Raw genomic sequence first — 13,861 nt, forward strand, 5'->3', positions numbered from 1 at the left:
ATTATAGATTTTCGGAAATTGCCCGTAAGATTGCCTTGCCGACCCCAGACTCCAGGTTAGTATCAGTGACAAATTTTGCGTAATCTTTGACTTCGATTTCAGCATTTCCCATCGCAAAACTAACACCAGCCACTTGTAACATACTAACGTCATTAAAATTATCCCCAATCGCCATGACATCGTCTAATTTGATTCCTCGGTCATGTGCGACATGAGCCACAGCAATTCCTTTTTGGGCATTTTTGTGATTGACCTCGATATTGTTTTGACCAGACGAAGTAACAGCTAAGTCACCCAGTTCGCTGATTTCTTTTCCAACTGGACCCAATACTCGCGGACCTTCCGTATGGAAACAAATCACTTTTAATACCTCTAATGTTTCGTCTTGGAGCAAGTCACGAATACTATCAACATAATTGATATGCAAAAGTTCAAGGTTGGCTGAAGCCATCGCAATCGCCATTTTATATGTTAAATGGGGGAGATGACTACCAATCATTGAGGCAAAGCTTTCAATTCTTTTGGCTTGGCTTTCAGAATAAAGCCCTCGATTGGTCGATACTTCATAATAAATCTCATTTTGATCAAGGATATCTAAGACAGTTGCAGTTTTTAGAGTCGGTATTGGAACAGTGAACAAGGAGTTTCCTGTTTTGTCGAAAACTTGCGCACCATTTAGCGTAATCATGGCACAATCAATGCCAACTTCATCTAAAGCCGCACGTGCTTCTTGATAATTGCGACCAGTCGCAACCATAAATTCAATCCCTGCATCATTGGCAAAGCGGATCGCTTCGGCATTTTCGGGTGATATACTCATATGGGCATCTAATAAAGTACCGTCCATATCTGATGCGATTAATTTGATCATAACTCTCATCGTTCCTTTCTTTCTCTTCTTCTTAGTTTACCATATCCAGATGACACTGCGTGCGAAGATTGCCCCTTGTTAAGAAAGAATTTGTGAGTTATCCTGATTGTTGGAGGTGGAACGATTGAAAGAAATCATTCATAACAGTTGGCAAACGATTTTAACAGATGAGTTTGAAAAAGAATACTACCAAAAGTTAAGAAACTTTTTAAAAAAAGAATATACGACTCAGAAAATTCATCCAGATATGTATCATATTTATGAAGCGTTGGAATTGACTCCTTACGAAAAAGTAAAGGTTGTGATTTTAGGTCAAGACCCTTACCATGGTGTCAATCAAGCACATGGCTTATCTTTTTCTGTGCAACCAGGGGTTAAAATTCCACCATCATTAAACAATATCTATAAAGAATTGCAAAGTGATTTAGGTATTTCACCGGTCAAACATGGCAATTTAGTTTCTTGGGCTAAGCAAGGCGTTTTACTATTAAATACGGTACTAACGGTCCGAGAAGGTCAAGCTTACTCACATCGTGGCAAAGGTTGGGAAATATTGACGGATAAAATCATTGAAAAATTAAACGAACGAGAAAAACCAATCGTTTTTATTTTATGGGGGAAACCGGCTCAAGAAAAAATGAAAATGATTGATAAAAGTCGGCATATCATTTTAACATCTGCTCATCCTAGTCCATTATCAGCTCATCGAGGATTCCTAGGCTCTAAACCTTTTTCTAAGACCAATGATGCACTGATGGCATTAGGGGAAACACCGATCGATTGGCAATTACCTGAAACAGTGTAATAAGACAGCGTTTTCCTGTTATATGTCAGATTGTATGTTATGTGAAAGACTTCATTACTAATGGTTTTTTGACTGATACAGATAAAATAAACTGTTCTTTTTTTTAGGAATAGTGTATGATGGATACATAGAAAATATCTGGAGGTCATCTTGTGGAATTGTTTGATAGTTTGAGATTCAAAATTGTACGTCGCAGCATTAAAATCGTTTTTCCTGAAGCAACTGATGCAAGAATTTTAGGTGCAGCAGCTCGTTTGAAAGCGGAAGAATTAGTGGAACCTATTTTGATTGGTAGCGAAGAAGAAATCACAGCTGCTGCTCATGCTCGTGGAATTAAAACTTCAAGTTTTACGATCATTGATCCAAATCGTTATGATAAATGGGATGAAATGGTTGAAGCTTTTGTGGAACGTCGTAATGGAAAGGCATCCAAGGAACAAGCAGAAAGCATCTTAAAAGATGTCAATTACTTTGGTACGATGTTGACATATATGGGAATTGCTGACGGGATGGTTTCTGGTGCGATTCACTCAACTGGAGATACTGTTCGTCCAGCGTTACAAATCATCAAAACAAAACCAGGCGTCAGCCGAACAAGTGGTGCGATGATTATGGTACGTGGACGTGACCAAGAAAAATATGTCTTTTCAGATTGTGCTATCAATGTCAATCCCAATGCCCAAGAATTAGCAGAAATCGCTGTAGAATCAGCAAAGACTGCTGAATTATTCGATATTGATCCTAAAGTAGCATTAATGAGTTTTTCAACTAAAGGATCTGCGAAAGCACCAGAAGTGGATAAAGTGGTCGAAGCAACTAAAATTGCTAAAAAATTAGCGCCTCAATATGTAATTGATGGCGAATTACAATTTGATGCTTCTTATGTTCCTTCAGTGGCTCAACTAAAAGCACCTGATTCTGATGTAGCTGGACAAGCAACTGTCTTTGTTTTCCCAGAATTGCAATCTGGAAACATTGGTTACAAAATTGCTCAACGTTTTGGTAACTTTGAAGCGATCGGACCGATCTTACAAGGATTGAATAAACCAGTTTCTGATTTATCTCGTGGAGCAAACGAAGAAGATGTGTATAAATTAGCGATCATTACTGCAGCCCAAACATTATTAGATTAAGATCTAAGACTCAATGAATAAGAGTTCGTGAAAGAAGCGATCAGCTCCGAGCGTATAAGCGCTGATTTTTTGAAACAGTTTTCATGTTTTGGTAAATCTAGACTTATTGCAAGGAGCTAATGATTGAAAATCATTTATTCATTTTGACACATATGAAAAAGCTCGGGACGACCTTTGTCCCAAGCTTTTTTTTGCTTTAAAAAATTTTCCATCCACGATATACTGTCACAAAAGGCTAGATGAAGGAGTAAGTTAGAATGATTGAATTAAGTGGTTTAGATAAGACAGAAGAATTGGCAAAAGTCATCGGTGAAGTGGCACTGCCTGGGGATAATTTAGTATTAACTGGTGACTTAGGAGCCGGAAAAACAACGCTGACCAAAGGGATTGCTCGCGGATTAGGAATCGAACAAATGATCAAGAGCCCCACTTATACAATTATTCGGGAATATGATCAAGGTAGATTGCCACTTTATCATATGGATATTTATCGTGTGGCAGCTAGTGGTGCGGATCTTGGTTTAGATGAGTATTTTGAAGGAGAGGGTCTATCTGTCATTGAATGGGGGAATCTTTTAGAAGAAGCCTTACCAGAAGACTATTTGGAACTGATTTTAGAAAAAAGTGATACAGATTTAGAATATAGATATGTGAAATTGCAAGCATATGGAGAGCAAAGTGAAGCTTTCAAACAGCGGATCGTGGAACAATGGAGACAAAACAATGAGTGAAGAGATCTCATTGACCATTCGAGAAGCTCAGCCAAATGATGCCAGTGAATTATTAGCAATGATGCAACAAGTAGAGGAAGAAACTGATTTTTTAGTTATGGATGAACAAGGAATGGAGCTAACACCTGAAGCCTTAGCTTTATCCATCGAATATCTACAAGACAGCAACAATAATCTTTTACTCTTAGCTTGTATGGGTCAAAAAATCATCGGGGTTGTTTCTGTTAAAGCAGGCGAACAATACCGCATCTCTCATGTGGGAGAGGTTGGGATCAGCATCTTAAAGGACTATTGGGGTTTGGGATTAGGAACGATGTTGCTTGAAGAAGTATTGATTTGGGTGAAAGAAAATGGTGTACTTTTTAGACTAGAACTAGATGTGCAAACTCGAAATGAACGAGCGGTTCACTTGTATCAAAAAATGGGTTTTGAAATCGAAGCGCTTATGAAAAGAGGGGCCCGAACAGATGATGGGGACTTTTTGGATGTCTATAGGATGTCTTTATTGATTGACTGATCTTAGATTTAGGAGGAATAGTCAGTTCATTCCTCCTAAATCTAAAGAGTGCAACATAGATTTTCTGAATCATTTGTTTATTTGACCCGTTAGTACTTTATCGGACAGGGTTAGCATTTTTTATTTCTATTTTTCGAAAAACAGTAGATTTTTGGATGTGCTTTGAAGCTGTAATGCACTGTTGCTTTTTTTGATAGAAATATGATTGATCATTGATTTCTCCCGTAAAAATTTGGTTGATAAAGGGATCTTTGTTAAAGTCAACGGTATAGTCATAGTTGACTTTTCTTTGCTTTTTTGTTAAATACCATGAAAATAAATGATCAAAACAATTTGAGACGCCACTGAATTTTTTTATAGTAGCTAACAAAGATTTACGAGCGGTTATCGTAGGATTGGAATTAGTCTCAGGATTAGAACTAACATTTTTCCAAGTGATTTTTTCATAGTATGGATCCCTCAATTTAAATATATCGTATTGACAGTGAAATAATGCTGTTTTGATAGGTGCTTTTATTGCAAGGGTAGTATCATTAGCTACTTTTTGATAGCCAGTATATACATTAAGAGGAAGTAGTTTTTTTAGATACAGAGTGATCAATGATTGTCTCTAATATTTCTCTTTTTTTGATAGTTGGTAATTCTGCTTTTGTGTACTTTTTAACTTGATTGTTTAGAAGTAGTTTTTCGCAAAGAGAGGATAAATTTTCTGGCGGAATCAAGACGTAGGAGACAGGAAGTCCATCAATAGGTCTCATTTTATCAACTATTACTGCTTTATAACCAGTAGGGGCTTTATAAATCAATAATCCAGAAGCGCGAAAGCCATCTATTACTCCCATGTTGAGATCGATCTTCGGTTTTTTTAAAAGATAGTGAATTGGGAGAAGCATGAAATCTGTAGGGTCATCATCCCTCATAGTTTGAAGGACATTTGATAGTTCTTCACCATGTTCAAATGTGTAAAATTGCTTACTTCGTTCAAGGGACTGGATGAACTTCTCTTTTTTTGTTGCTTCAATAAAAAAATTATCGTGATCTTGTTTCAATGTTTCAATATAAATCGAAAGTAATAAAGGATAATTGGTTTTATCATCACTTGATATCCAATTAACATTATCTTTCAAGCCTAAGGTAAGTGCCCAGATGTCACAGAGACGGTGTAACTCATTAACGTATGGCATATGATACTCCTTTCACTTTTATTGAGTATAGTGTCTCATATCTTACCGTTGTATCGAGGACATCTTTTCAAATAATCAGAAAAAATTGGTGAATGGTTGGAATGAAGGGGATAAAGGTTAGAAAAGGCGATCAAAAAATCCATGGTTACCTGTAAAAAGCAACCATGGATTTTTTGTCTACCTGTTTTTTAGTAGCTCATTTTAGGGTAACTAATTTTTTCAAAGGATCTGTTCCAAAGTGTTTTTCTTGATAAAGTAAAATCTCTGCACAGGCACGACTGTCTTCTAATGCATCATGGTGATTCGCTAAAGTGATATTTAAATTTTCACAGACAGTATTCAATCGATGATTTGGCATCTCTGGAAATAAACGACGACTGGTTTTTACCGTACATAAAGATAAATAATGAGGTTGGAGCAAATTGTAATAATCTAAACAACCAGCTAGAACTTTCGTATCAAAAGCTGCGTTATGAGCGACGACTAAGCGGTTTTTTTGGAAATAATGTTGAATCGTTTGCCAAACTTCAGGAAATTTGGGTGCGGTACGAACATCTTCTTGATGAATACCGTGAATTTGAACATTTCTCCAGAAAAAAGGTGTTTCTGGCTGGATGAGTGTGTAATATTCATCAACAATTTGGCTATTTTGGACCATAACCAATGCTAATGAACAAGCACTGTGGGATTGATGGTTGGCTGTTTCAAAGTCCATTGCAACAAAATTCATGTGCATAAAACCTCCTTAAAAAATAAACACTAACATAAAAAGTGAAGAAAAGAAAGTGATGGATATGTAAAAAAATCAATCAAATGAAGAAAGACCACGCTCAAAAAAGAAGCATCTTTGCTGATCTTTCTTCATTCTCTTTAATAAAAATATTCAGCCCTGCCTAGGATGACGATGGCTAACAATGAGATTATTTCAAGTCTAGTTCTACGGGACAATGATCGCTTCCCATAATCGAGGTATGGATTTTTGCATCTATCAAGCGTGGCTTCAACTCGTCACTAGTTAAGAAATAGTCGATACGCCAACCTGCGTTGTTTTTTCTAGCATTGAAACGATAACTCCACCAAGAATAAATACCAGTTTGTTCAGGATAGAAATAGCGGAAGGTATCAATAAAGCCATTTGCTAACAAGTGTGAGAAGGCAGTTCGTTCTTCCATCGTAAAGCCAGCATTTTTTTGATTGGTTTTCCAATTTTTCAAATCAATTTCCTGGTGGGCAACGTTTAAGTCGCCACACACAATGACTGGTTTTTGTTTTTTTAGTTCTTCTAAGTAATGGTAAAAGGCTTCTTCCCATTGTAAACGGTAGTCCAAGCGTTTTAATTCATTTTGGGAATTAGGTGTATAACAAGTAACTAGAAAGAATTCAGGGTATTCAAGTGTGATCAAACGTCCTTCTTGATCATGTAAATCAATGCCCATTCCATAAGAGACATTTAGTGCGGGTTCTTTGGCAAAGATCGCTGTGCCTGAATAGCCTTTTCTTTCTGCATAATTCCAATATTGATGATAGCCAGGTAAGTCTAATTCGATTTGACCGGCTTGTAGTTTGGTTTCTTGAAGACAGAAAAAGTCGGCATCTAATTCATGAAAGACGTCTAAAAAATTTTTATTGACGATTGCACGTAGGCCATTCACATTCCAGGAGATAAATTTCAATTAAATACGCATCCTTTCTTTTGGATCTTAGATTAGCATTTGTGGTTCTATTGTACCTTATTTTACTAAAAAATAGTGTAAGATAAGAGTAATGAATGGATTGGAGGAACGAACATGCGAATTGGTGTGATTGGTGTGGGTAATATTGCAGAAAAAGCGTATTTACCTACTTATGCAAAAAATCAAGGAAAGATTGATTTCTACTTTGCGACTAGAAACAAAGAAACGAAAAAACGAATCCATGAAATGTATGGATTTGACCATCTATATGAATCAATTGATGAACTACTGTCTCAGGATATCAAGGCTTGTATGATTCATGCAGCCACAAAGGTACATTATGAATTAGCCAAAAAATGTCTTGAAAATCAGGTGCATGTGTATATCGATAAACCACTCAGTGTTGACCTTAATGAAATCAACGAATTACAAGAACTGGCAGATAAAAATCAAGTTGTCTTAATGGTTGGATTCAATCGACGTTTTGCTCCAATGGTCGAACGTTTGAAACAAGTCCCCGAGAAGCGGCTAATCCAGTTACAAAAAAATCGAATTGCCGCTCAGGAAACAACGGAATTTGTGATCTATGATTTGTTTTTACATCTTGTTGATACGGCGGTATATCTTTTGGACGAACCGATCTTGCGTACGAAATATCAGATCCGTGAAACAAAAGAATTTTTGGAATTTGCCGTATTACAATTGGAAACAGCCCATCAAACAGCAATTTTAACAATGGATCTTTTAAGTGGAGCAAATAGCGAGAACTATCAGATCACTAGTAAAAGTGGTACTTATGAAGTGGCGGAATTAACGGATATGACGATCCAACGAGCATCTGGTATCGAAATAGAAAAATTTGGCGATTGGGAAAGTACGTTAGTCAAACGCGGATTTGAGCCAATGGTTCAAACATTTTTCGCAGAGATTAGCAAAGAAAAACCTTCAATGGAAGGATTGAAGCAACAAGGGATCATGCAAAGTCATGCACTTTGTGAAGAAATGCTACGCAAACATACAAGACAACAAATGTGAGGGAAACTGGCAAGTTTGTTTTAAGCGTGATAGAATAATGGGGATGTTTGATATAGAAAGGAAAATCCTCAGTGAATAAAGAAGACTTAGTTAAAAATTTACCAGCACTCAATCTATTGTTTGATGAACCATTGATGAATTACACGTTTACCAAAACGGGCGGTCCAGCGGATGTTCTCGTTTTCCCAAAAACACAAAATGAAGTAAAAGAAGTAGTGGATTATTGCCGAACCCATGATGTACCTTGGATGGTTTTAGGTAATGCCAGTAATTTGATTGTTCAAGATGGTGGGATTCGTGGCATGGTGATCATGTTGACTGAGATGAAACAAATCCGAGTTTCTGGGACGATGGTCACAGCTGAAGCTGGAGCAAAATTGATCGATACGACCTATGCGGCGTTAGATACTTCTTTAACCGGGTTTGAGTTTGCTTGTGGCATTCCTGGAAGTATCGGAGGCGCTGTTTATATGAATGCAGGTGCCTATGGCGGTGAAATCAAAGACGTATTAGCAGAAGTGGATGTTTTATTAGCAGATGGTACGTTGAAAACTCTAACCAACGAAGAAATGGCGTTTTCTTATCGACATAGTAAAATCCAAGAAATGGATTCAGTCGTTTTAGAAGCACGATTCCAATTAACTGCAGGAGAGCATGAAGTAATCAAAGGGCGGATGGACGAGCTGACTGAATTACGTCAATCGAAACAACCATTGGAATATCCTTCTTGTGGGAGTGTATTCAAACGTCCTGTGGGGCATTTTACTGGTCAATTGATCCAAGAAGCTGGATTACAAGGCTTAAAATGGGGTGGCGCTCAAATCTCTGAAAAACATGCTGGCTTTATTGTCAATATTGATCATGCGACCGCTACGGATTATACAGAATTGATCGCGCATATCCAAGAAGTGATCAAAGAAAAATTTGATGTGTCTTTGGAAACAGAAGTACGGATCATTGGCGAAGCAAAAACAGTGGATGCAAGCATGTAACCATTGCTAGTTGAATGAACTAGCCATCAATGACTACAGTGAGATGTTCAAACTTTTGTGATAAAACAGATAGAAAGAGCTATTCTGTTTAGAAAGGAAGTTAGCTCATGCTAGATAAACATGTTCCTTATGCCGAGATTTGGATGACTCGTCCATTAAGTGACAGTCTCCCTACGCAATCTTTAGCGACTGGGTATCATTTTGAGTACTACCGTCTAGGCGATGAAACCGAATGGGCAAGAATCGAACAATCAGTCGGAGAGTTCGCAACAGAAACAGAAGCACTTGCTTACTTTCAGAGAGCTTTTTTACCTTATCAAGAAGAACTTCAGCAACGAATGCTTTTCGTTGTAACTGATACAGGTGAAAAAATCGCGACTTGTACCGCTTGGTTCAAAAAACGGAAGGATGGAAGCTATCCGCTTTTTCATTGGCTGGCAGTAGATCCGAGGTATCAAGGAAAAGGAATTGCCAAAGCATTAACGATCGAAGTATTGCGTATTTTCCAAAAGCTGGCATCTCATGGACCAGTGTATCTGCATACGCAAACTTGGAGTCATCCTGCCATTCAACTATACCAAAAGCTAGGGTTTATGATTATCGCTGAGAATTTTGATGGACGTCCGAATAGCGAGTATCCCTTAGCAATGGACACTTTGGAAAAATTGAATATAAAAGCTAAAAAAGACTAACATTCTTTTTGTGGAATAACCGTGATAATGGAAAGTAGAATCAGCTATTTTCTGTGATCATGGTTATTTCGGCTTTCTTTTTTCCGACCTACTGGTTTCATTTCAAATAGGTTTAGGCTGAAATGTAAGAATGTATATATAACTATAGGATACAATTATGAATGGAAAACAGTTATTTAGGAAATGAATGACCTGAAGAGGTAAATCTAGACTATAATACATTTAATATTTATTAAAGCTTTGAGAAAGATGAGCCAAATGATATTAAAGGGAGCGATATCATGAAGAAAACAGAAGAAATCAATCAAATTATAGTGGAATTATACGACTTGATTCTTAATAAAGAAGTCAAAGAAAGGGAAAGAGTATCATTGATCGAGGCTAAAAACAAACTAGAAAAGCAAGAATATTTTCCAAGAGTAATGAAAGATCTGGAATATCAACTACGCCCTTTAGCGATCAAGAGTCAATTGACACCACCAGTCGCAGCTTTTTATTTAAAAATTTCTACGATAGGGCGATTTGAACAAGAATTAGGTCGAGGATTAGCTTCGACGCCTATCGCTTTTGGTCCATTTTTTCAATAAATATCCCCTGAAGCGTGGAACCACTGCTAGCTGGTTTATCTGATCTCTTTAATAAGTGTAAGTAGTACAATTCCTGAACACACTTTATTTGTTTTTATACTCATCAAAAAAGCCTAGGACGTCCTTGCCCCAGGCTTTTAATAGTAGACAATTTTTCTTATACTAGTTTCTAAAGTTATCGATAGAATCACATAAAGAATAATTGATAATAAAATTTTGTTTATTTCGAAGGTGCTTTTCTTCTTTCAGTTCGTGATTCTCTCTTTTTTCTGGGGATGAAGTTACGGATAAAAGTAAACTTCCGATAATCATTCTGGCTATAAAGATAACCAAAGATACTAAACGTCAAGGCTCCAATGAAATTGACGAATAGGTCTTTCATCGTGTCAATAATCCCTATGTCAAGATAACCACCAGAAATCACATATTTTTCTGTATTTCCAGCTGAATCTTTATATTCCACGATGGTTTGCTCGATATTAGGGATCGAGTGGACAGTATTGCCATCTTTACTTAACTCCACACTATTGATTTGTTGGACAAGGCTATCTTTTTGCATGTCCAGTTGAAATAAATGATCAGCTGAAAATTCAACAAATTCCCACATCACACCGACTGTCATTGAAAAACAAAATGAAACGATAGCTAACAATAATGGTGTTAGATTCATTGTTTTCGTGTTTTTGTTCAGTAAGTAGACAAGTGAAAAACCAACCCCACCAGCTAAAAAACCAGTTAAAGCATGTAAGATAGTATCCCACATTGAGAAATACCCGTAGAAGTCACTTAATTCTCCTAAAACAGTTGAACTAAAAATGAATGAAATAATAATGATTTCTAACATATTCGGGATTTCGATCTTTAACATTTTTTCTAGAAGATAAGGAATTTCAAATAAAACTAGAGTTAGCAATAAGAGAAAAGTATTCCCCATATTTTGCTGAAAAATTTGATCGACTAACATTACTGCAACGATGACCCGTAGAAGAATATAAAACGCATGGGTAATTCTTCCAGCGGTTTTGGTACCATTCATAAAAAACATTTTCAGATAGTTCATAAAATAACTCCTTTATCTATAGTAAAGATTATACTAGGGTAAAAGCGCAAACCAAAATTATTTGTACCAAAACGCCTAAATGAATAAGAAAACAGCCAACAAAAAATAGCAAAAATAGTTATCTAGAGATGCTAGATGAAAAAGTCATTGTTTATTGATAAAAAGAATAAAAAAATAGTTGGAATTGTGAATTTTTTCACTTAAAATAAAGGAGTACTAAAATTTAGGAGGAAAAGAATGAAAAAAGTGCTAAAAAGTTTGGTGGTTTTTACATCAGTTTTAACAATGGGAGCTTGTAGTGCAGATTCAAAAGAAAAAACGACGACAAGCACGAAATCATCTGAAAAAACAGAGGTATCTTCAGGTGCATCGGAACAAACGTATACCAACCCAGCTGAAATGAAAGACTCTTATGATATTATCATTGTTGGTGCAGGTGGAGCAGGGATGACAGCAGCGATTGAAGCAAAAGATGCTGGATTGAACCCAGTCATCTTTGAAAAAATGCCAGTAGCAGGTGGGAATACCTTAAAATCTTCAAGTGGAATGAATGCATCAGCCACTAAATTCCAACAAGCTGACGGAATCAATGACTCCAATGAAGCGTTCTACGAAGAAACATTAAAAGGCGGAGGTGGCACCAATGATCAAGAATTACTCCACTACTTCGTTGATCATTCAGCCGCTGCGATTGATTGGTTGGATCAAAATGGAATCAAATTGGATAATTTAACAATTACTGGGGGAATGAGTGAAAAAAGAACACACCGACCTTCAGATGGCTCAGCTATCGGTGGTTACTTAGTTGACGGATTGTTAAAAAATGTACATGAACGTAAAATTCCTATTTTTGTGAATACAGATGTAACTGATATCAAAGAAAATAGTGGTAAAGTCAATGAGGTGACTGTACAAGTCCAAGGCGAAGAGCCAAAGGAAATCAAAGGGAACGCAATTGTAGTGACAACTGGCGGGTATGGTGCCAATCAAGAAGTGATTGAAAAATACCGTCCTGATTTAGCAGGCTATGTCACTACTAACCAAGTAGGCTCAACCGGTGATGGAATCACGATGATTGAAAAATTAGGTGGTCAAACGGTTGACATGGATAAAATCCAGATACATCCAACAGTCCAACAAGATGAAGGCGTCTTGATTGGTGAAGCTGTTCGAGGTGAGGGGGCTATTTTAGTCAACCAAGAAGGACAACGATTTGTGAATGAATTAGATACAAGAGACAAAGTTTCCGCAGCTATTACAGCTTTACCGGAAAAATCTGCTTATTTGATTTTTGATCAAGGAGTAAGAGATCGAGCAAAAGCAATTGATTTCTATGAGCAAAAGGGTTACGTGACTTCAGGAGATGATCTGGCAGAATTAGCTGAAAAAGTAAATGTGCCTGCAGACAATTTGGCTCAAACACTTGAATCCTGGAATAAAGCAGTCGATGCTCAAAAGGATGACGCTTTTAATCGGACGACAGCGATGGATAATGGGCTGACAGAACCCAAATACTATGCGATTAAAATTGCACCAGGTATCCACTACACAATGGGTGGCGTGAAAATCAATACGAAGACAGAAGTGTTGAATAAAGAAAATCAACCGATCACTGGTTTGTATGCTGCTGGTGAAGTAACTGGGGGGCTACACGGGAACAATCGGATTGGTGGTAATTCGGTTGCTGAAATTATTATCTTTGGACGACAAGCTGGACAACAGGCAGCAAAATTCGTCAGTGAAAATTAAGAACGTAAATATAAAGTAAATGGACGGTCAATTAGGAGAAAACTAGCATGTCAAAAGTTAGTTTTCTCCTATACTTTTATCAAACTGTGAAGAACATGCGATCATGGTTCTACTCCTTTACTTTGAATAAATGATTATTTGATAGAAAATAAGTGACTTTTGCAGGTCGTTCCAGATGATAATAAATAAAAATAGAAACGAGTGAAACGAATGAGTCAACAATTATATTATTTCTTTTTGATAATCGCATTCGTACGATTGTATGTATTAAAAATTTCAAGTAAGCATGCGAACCAATTATTACATGAAGGAGCGATTGAGTATGGAAAAACAACTACGAAATGGTTAGCTATCTTACATACGCTGTTTTATTTTTCTGCTTTCTTTGAGGGAAGCATTCAAAAAACACAAATTAATTGGGTCAGCTGGATTGGATTTTGTCTCATCCTATTTTCGTTTATCATGCTCTTTTGGGTCATGAAATTATTAGGAAAATATTGGTCAGTGAAATTGATCTTTGAACCAGATCATCAATTGATTGAACATTGGTTGTTCCAACGGGTCAAGCACCCCAATTATTTTTTAAATATTTTACCTGAATTGATTGGAGTCGTGCTTCTTTTTCACGCCTATGTGACACTCATTATTTTTATTCTTCCTTATAGTCTCTGTCTCTATCTACGAATAAAAAAGGAAAATCAATTAGTTGCATCTATTAAACAAAAAGAAATAAAGCAGTCATAATAAACTAGCTAAATAAAAAAAGCCGTAGAATCCCAAAATAGTTGCTCCTATTTTTGAGATTCTACGGCTTATTTTTTGATTGCTATTT

General features: G+C 36.7%; 16 protein-coding genes. 10 read left to right on the forward strand and 6 right to left on the reverse strand.

The window, feature by feature from the left end; all coding sequences use genetic code 11:
- Nucleotide 1: 1 nt before the first annotated feature.
- Nucleotides 2–871, reverse strand: a complete 870-nt coding sequence (locus IGK81_RS03070) for a Cof-type HAD-IIB family hydrolase (RefSeq protein ID WP_034699778.1) — start codon at nucleotides 869–871, stop codon at nucleotides 2–4.
- 124 nt (nucleotides 872–995) lie between these two features.
- Here IGK81_RS03070 and IGK81_RS03075 point away from each other — a divergent pair, with 124 nt between their 5' ends.
- The 4 genes from IGK81_RS03075 (at nucleotide 996) to IGK81_RS03090 (ending at nucleotide 4,057) form a co-directional block, all read left to right on the forward strand.
- Entirely contained in the window at nucleotides 996–1,676 is a 681-nt protein-coding gene (locus IGK81_RS03075) for a uracil-DNA glycosylase (protein WP_010719867.1), read from the forward strand.
- Nucleotides 1,677–1,828: 152 nt separating this feature from the next.
- Nucleotides 1,829–2,809 (forward strand): phosphate acetyltransferase, encoded by a 981-nt coding sequence (pta, locus tag IGK81_RS03080; RefSeq protein ID WP_010719866.1) that lies wholly within the window; start codon nucleotides 1,829–1,831, stop codon nucleotides 2,807–2,809.
- 257 nt (nucleotides 2,810–3,066) lie between these two features.
- A complete protein-coding gene (tsaE, locus tag IGK81_RS03085; RefSeq protein WP_010738304.1) occupies nucleotides 3,067–3,540 on the forward strand; it encodes a tRNA (adenosine(37)-N6)-threonylcarbamoyltransferase complex ATPase subunit type 1 TsaE in 474 nt (157 codons plus the stop codon).
- Nucleotides 3,533–4,057, forward strand: coding sequence for a GNAT family N-acetyltransferase (locus IGK81_RS03090; protein WP_034699781.1), 525 nt, complete (start codon nucleotides 3,533–3,535; stop codon nucleotides 4,055–4,057). Before tsaE ends, IGK81_RS03090 begins: the two co-directional genes overlap by 8 nt.
- Before the next feature lie 97 nt (nucleotides 4,058–4,154).
- On the opposite strand, the gene IGK81_RS03095 is transcribed toward IGK81_RS03090, so the two are convergent.
- From IGK81_RS03095 to IGK81_RS03110, 4 genes are all read right to left on the reverse strand, one after another.
- Nucleotides 4,155–4,658, reverse strand: a complete 504-nt coding sequence (locus IGK81_RS03095; RefSeq protein ID WP_232622360.1) for a hypothetical protein — start codon at nucleotides 4,656–4,658, stop codon at nucleotides 4,155–4,157.
- The gene (locus IGK81_RS03100; protein ID WP_232622361.1) at nucleotides 4,621–5,241 is read right to left on the reverse strand and encodes a hypothetical protein; all 621 of its coding nucleotides are present in this window, start codon (nucleotides 5,239–5,241) and stop codon (nucleotides 4,621–4,623) included. The genes IGK81_RS03095 and IGK81_RS03100 overlap by 38 nt, the downstream gene beginning before the upstream one ends.
- 196 nt (nucleotides 5,242–5,437) lie before the next feature.
- The gene (locus IGK81_RS03105; protein WP_010719861.1) at nucleotides 5,438–5,971 is read right to left on the reverse strand and encodes a 3'-5' exonuclease; all 534 of its coding nucleotides are present in this window, start codon (nucleotides 5,969–5,971) and stop codon (nucleotides 5,438–5,440) included.
- Nucleotides 5,972–6,161: 190 nt separating this feature from the next.
- The gene (locus IGK81_RS03110; RefSeq protein WP_010738301.1) at nucleotides 6,162–6,914 is read right to left on the reverse strand and encodes an exodeoxyribonuclease III; all 753 of its coding nucleotides are present in this window, start codon (nucleotides 6,912–6,914) and stop codon (nucleotides 6,162–6,164) included.
- A 114-nt stretch (nucleotides 6,915–7,028) separates the two neighbouring features.
- Between IGK81_RS03110 and IGK81_RS03115 the strand changes: the two genes are divergently transcribed.
- From IGK81_RS03115 to IGK81_RS03130, 4 genes are all read left to right on the forward strand, one after another.
- Entirely contained in the window at nucleotides 7,029–7,949 is a 921-nt protein-coding gene (locus tag IGK81_RS03115; RefSeq protein WP_010738300.1) for a Gfo/Idh/MocA family protein, read from the forward strand.
- 71 nt (nucleotides 7,950–8,020) lie between these two features.
- Nucleotides 8,021–8,941 carry a UDP-N-acetylmuramate dehydrogenase gene (murB, locus tag IGK81_RS03120; protein WP_412003955.1) on the forward strand — a complete coding sequence of 307 codons (921 nt, stop codon included), beginning with the start codon at nucleotides 8,021–8,023 and terminating at the stop codon, nucleotides 8,939–8,941.
- Nucleotides 8,942–9,048: 107 nt separating this feature from the next.
- Nucleotides 9,049–9,633: a GNAT family N-acetyltransferase gene (locus tag IGK81_RS03125; RefSeq protein ID WP_412003956.1), complete on the forward strand. Its 585-nt coding sequence runs from the start codon at nucleotides 9,049–9,051 to the stop codon at nucleotides 9,631–9,633.
- A 281-nt stretch (nucleotides 9,634–9,914) separates the two neighbouring features.
- Nucleotides 9,915–10,220, forward strand: coding sequence for a bacteriocin immunity protein (locus tag IGK81_RS03130; protein WP_010738298.1), 306 nt, complete (start codon nucleotides 9,915–9,917; stop codon nucleotides 10,218–10,220).
- A 220-nt stretch (nucleotides 10,221–10,440) separates the two neighbouring features.
- Here IGK81_RS03130 and IGK81_RS03135 read toward each other — a convergent pair whose 3' ends face one another.
- A complete protein-coding gene (locus tag IGK81_RS03135; RefSeq protein WP_034699789.1) occupies nucleotides 10,441–11,280 on the reverse strand; it encodes a hypothetical protein in 840 nt (279 codons plus the stop codon).
- A gap of 237 nt (nucleotides 11,281–11,517) precedes the next feature.
- Here IGK81_RS03135 and IGK81_RS03140 point away from each other — a divergent pair, with 237 nt between their 5' ends.
- Nucleotides 11,518–13,029 (forward strand): flavocytochrome c, encoded by a 1,512-nt coding sequence (locus IGK81_RS03140; RefSeq protein ID WP_010719853.1) that lies wholly within the window; start codon nucleotides 11,518–11,520, stop codon nucleotides 13,027–13,029.
- Between the two features lie 210 nt (nucleotides 13,030–13,239).
- Entirely contained in the window at nucleotides 13,240–13,773 is a 534-nt protein-coding gene (locus IGK81_RS03145; RefSeq protein WP_034699792.1) for an isoprenylcysteine carboxyl methyltransferase family protein, read from the forward strand.
- Nucleotides 13,774–13,861: the final 88 nt, after the last annotated feature.

The organism is Enterococcus sp. DIV0703, assembly GCF_051711065.1.
Taxonomy (GTDB): domain Bacteria; phylum Bacillota; class Bacilli; order Lactobacillales; family Enterococcaceae; genus Enterococcus_B; species Enterococcus_B hirae.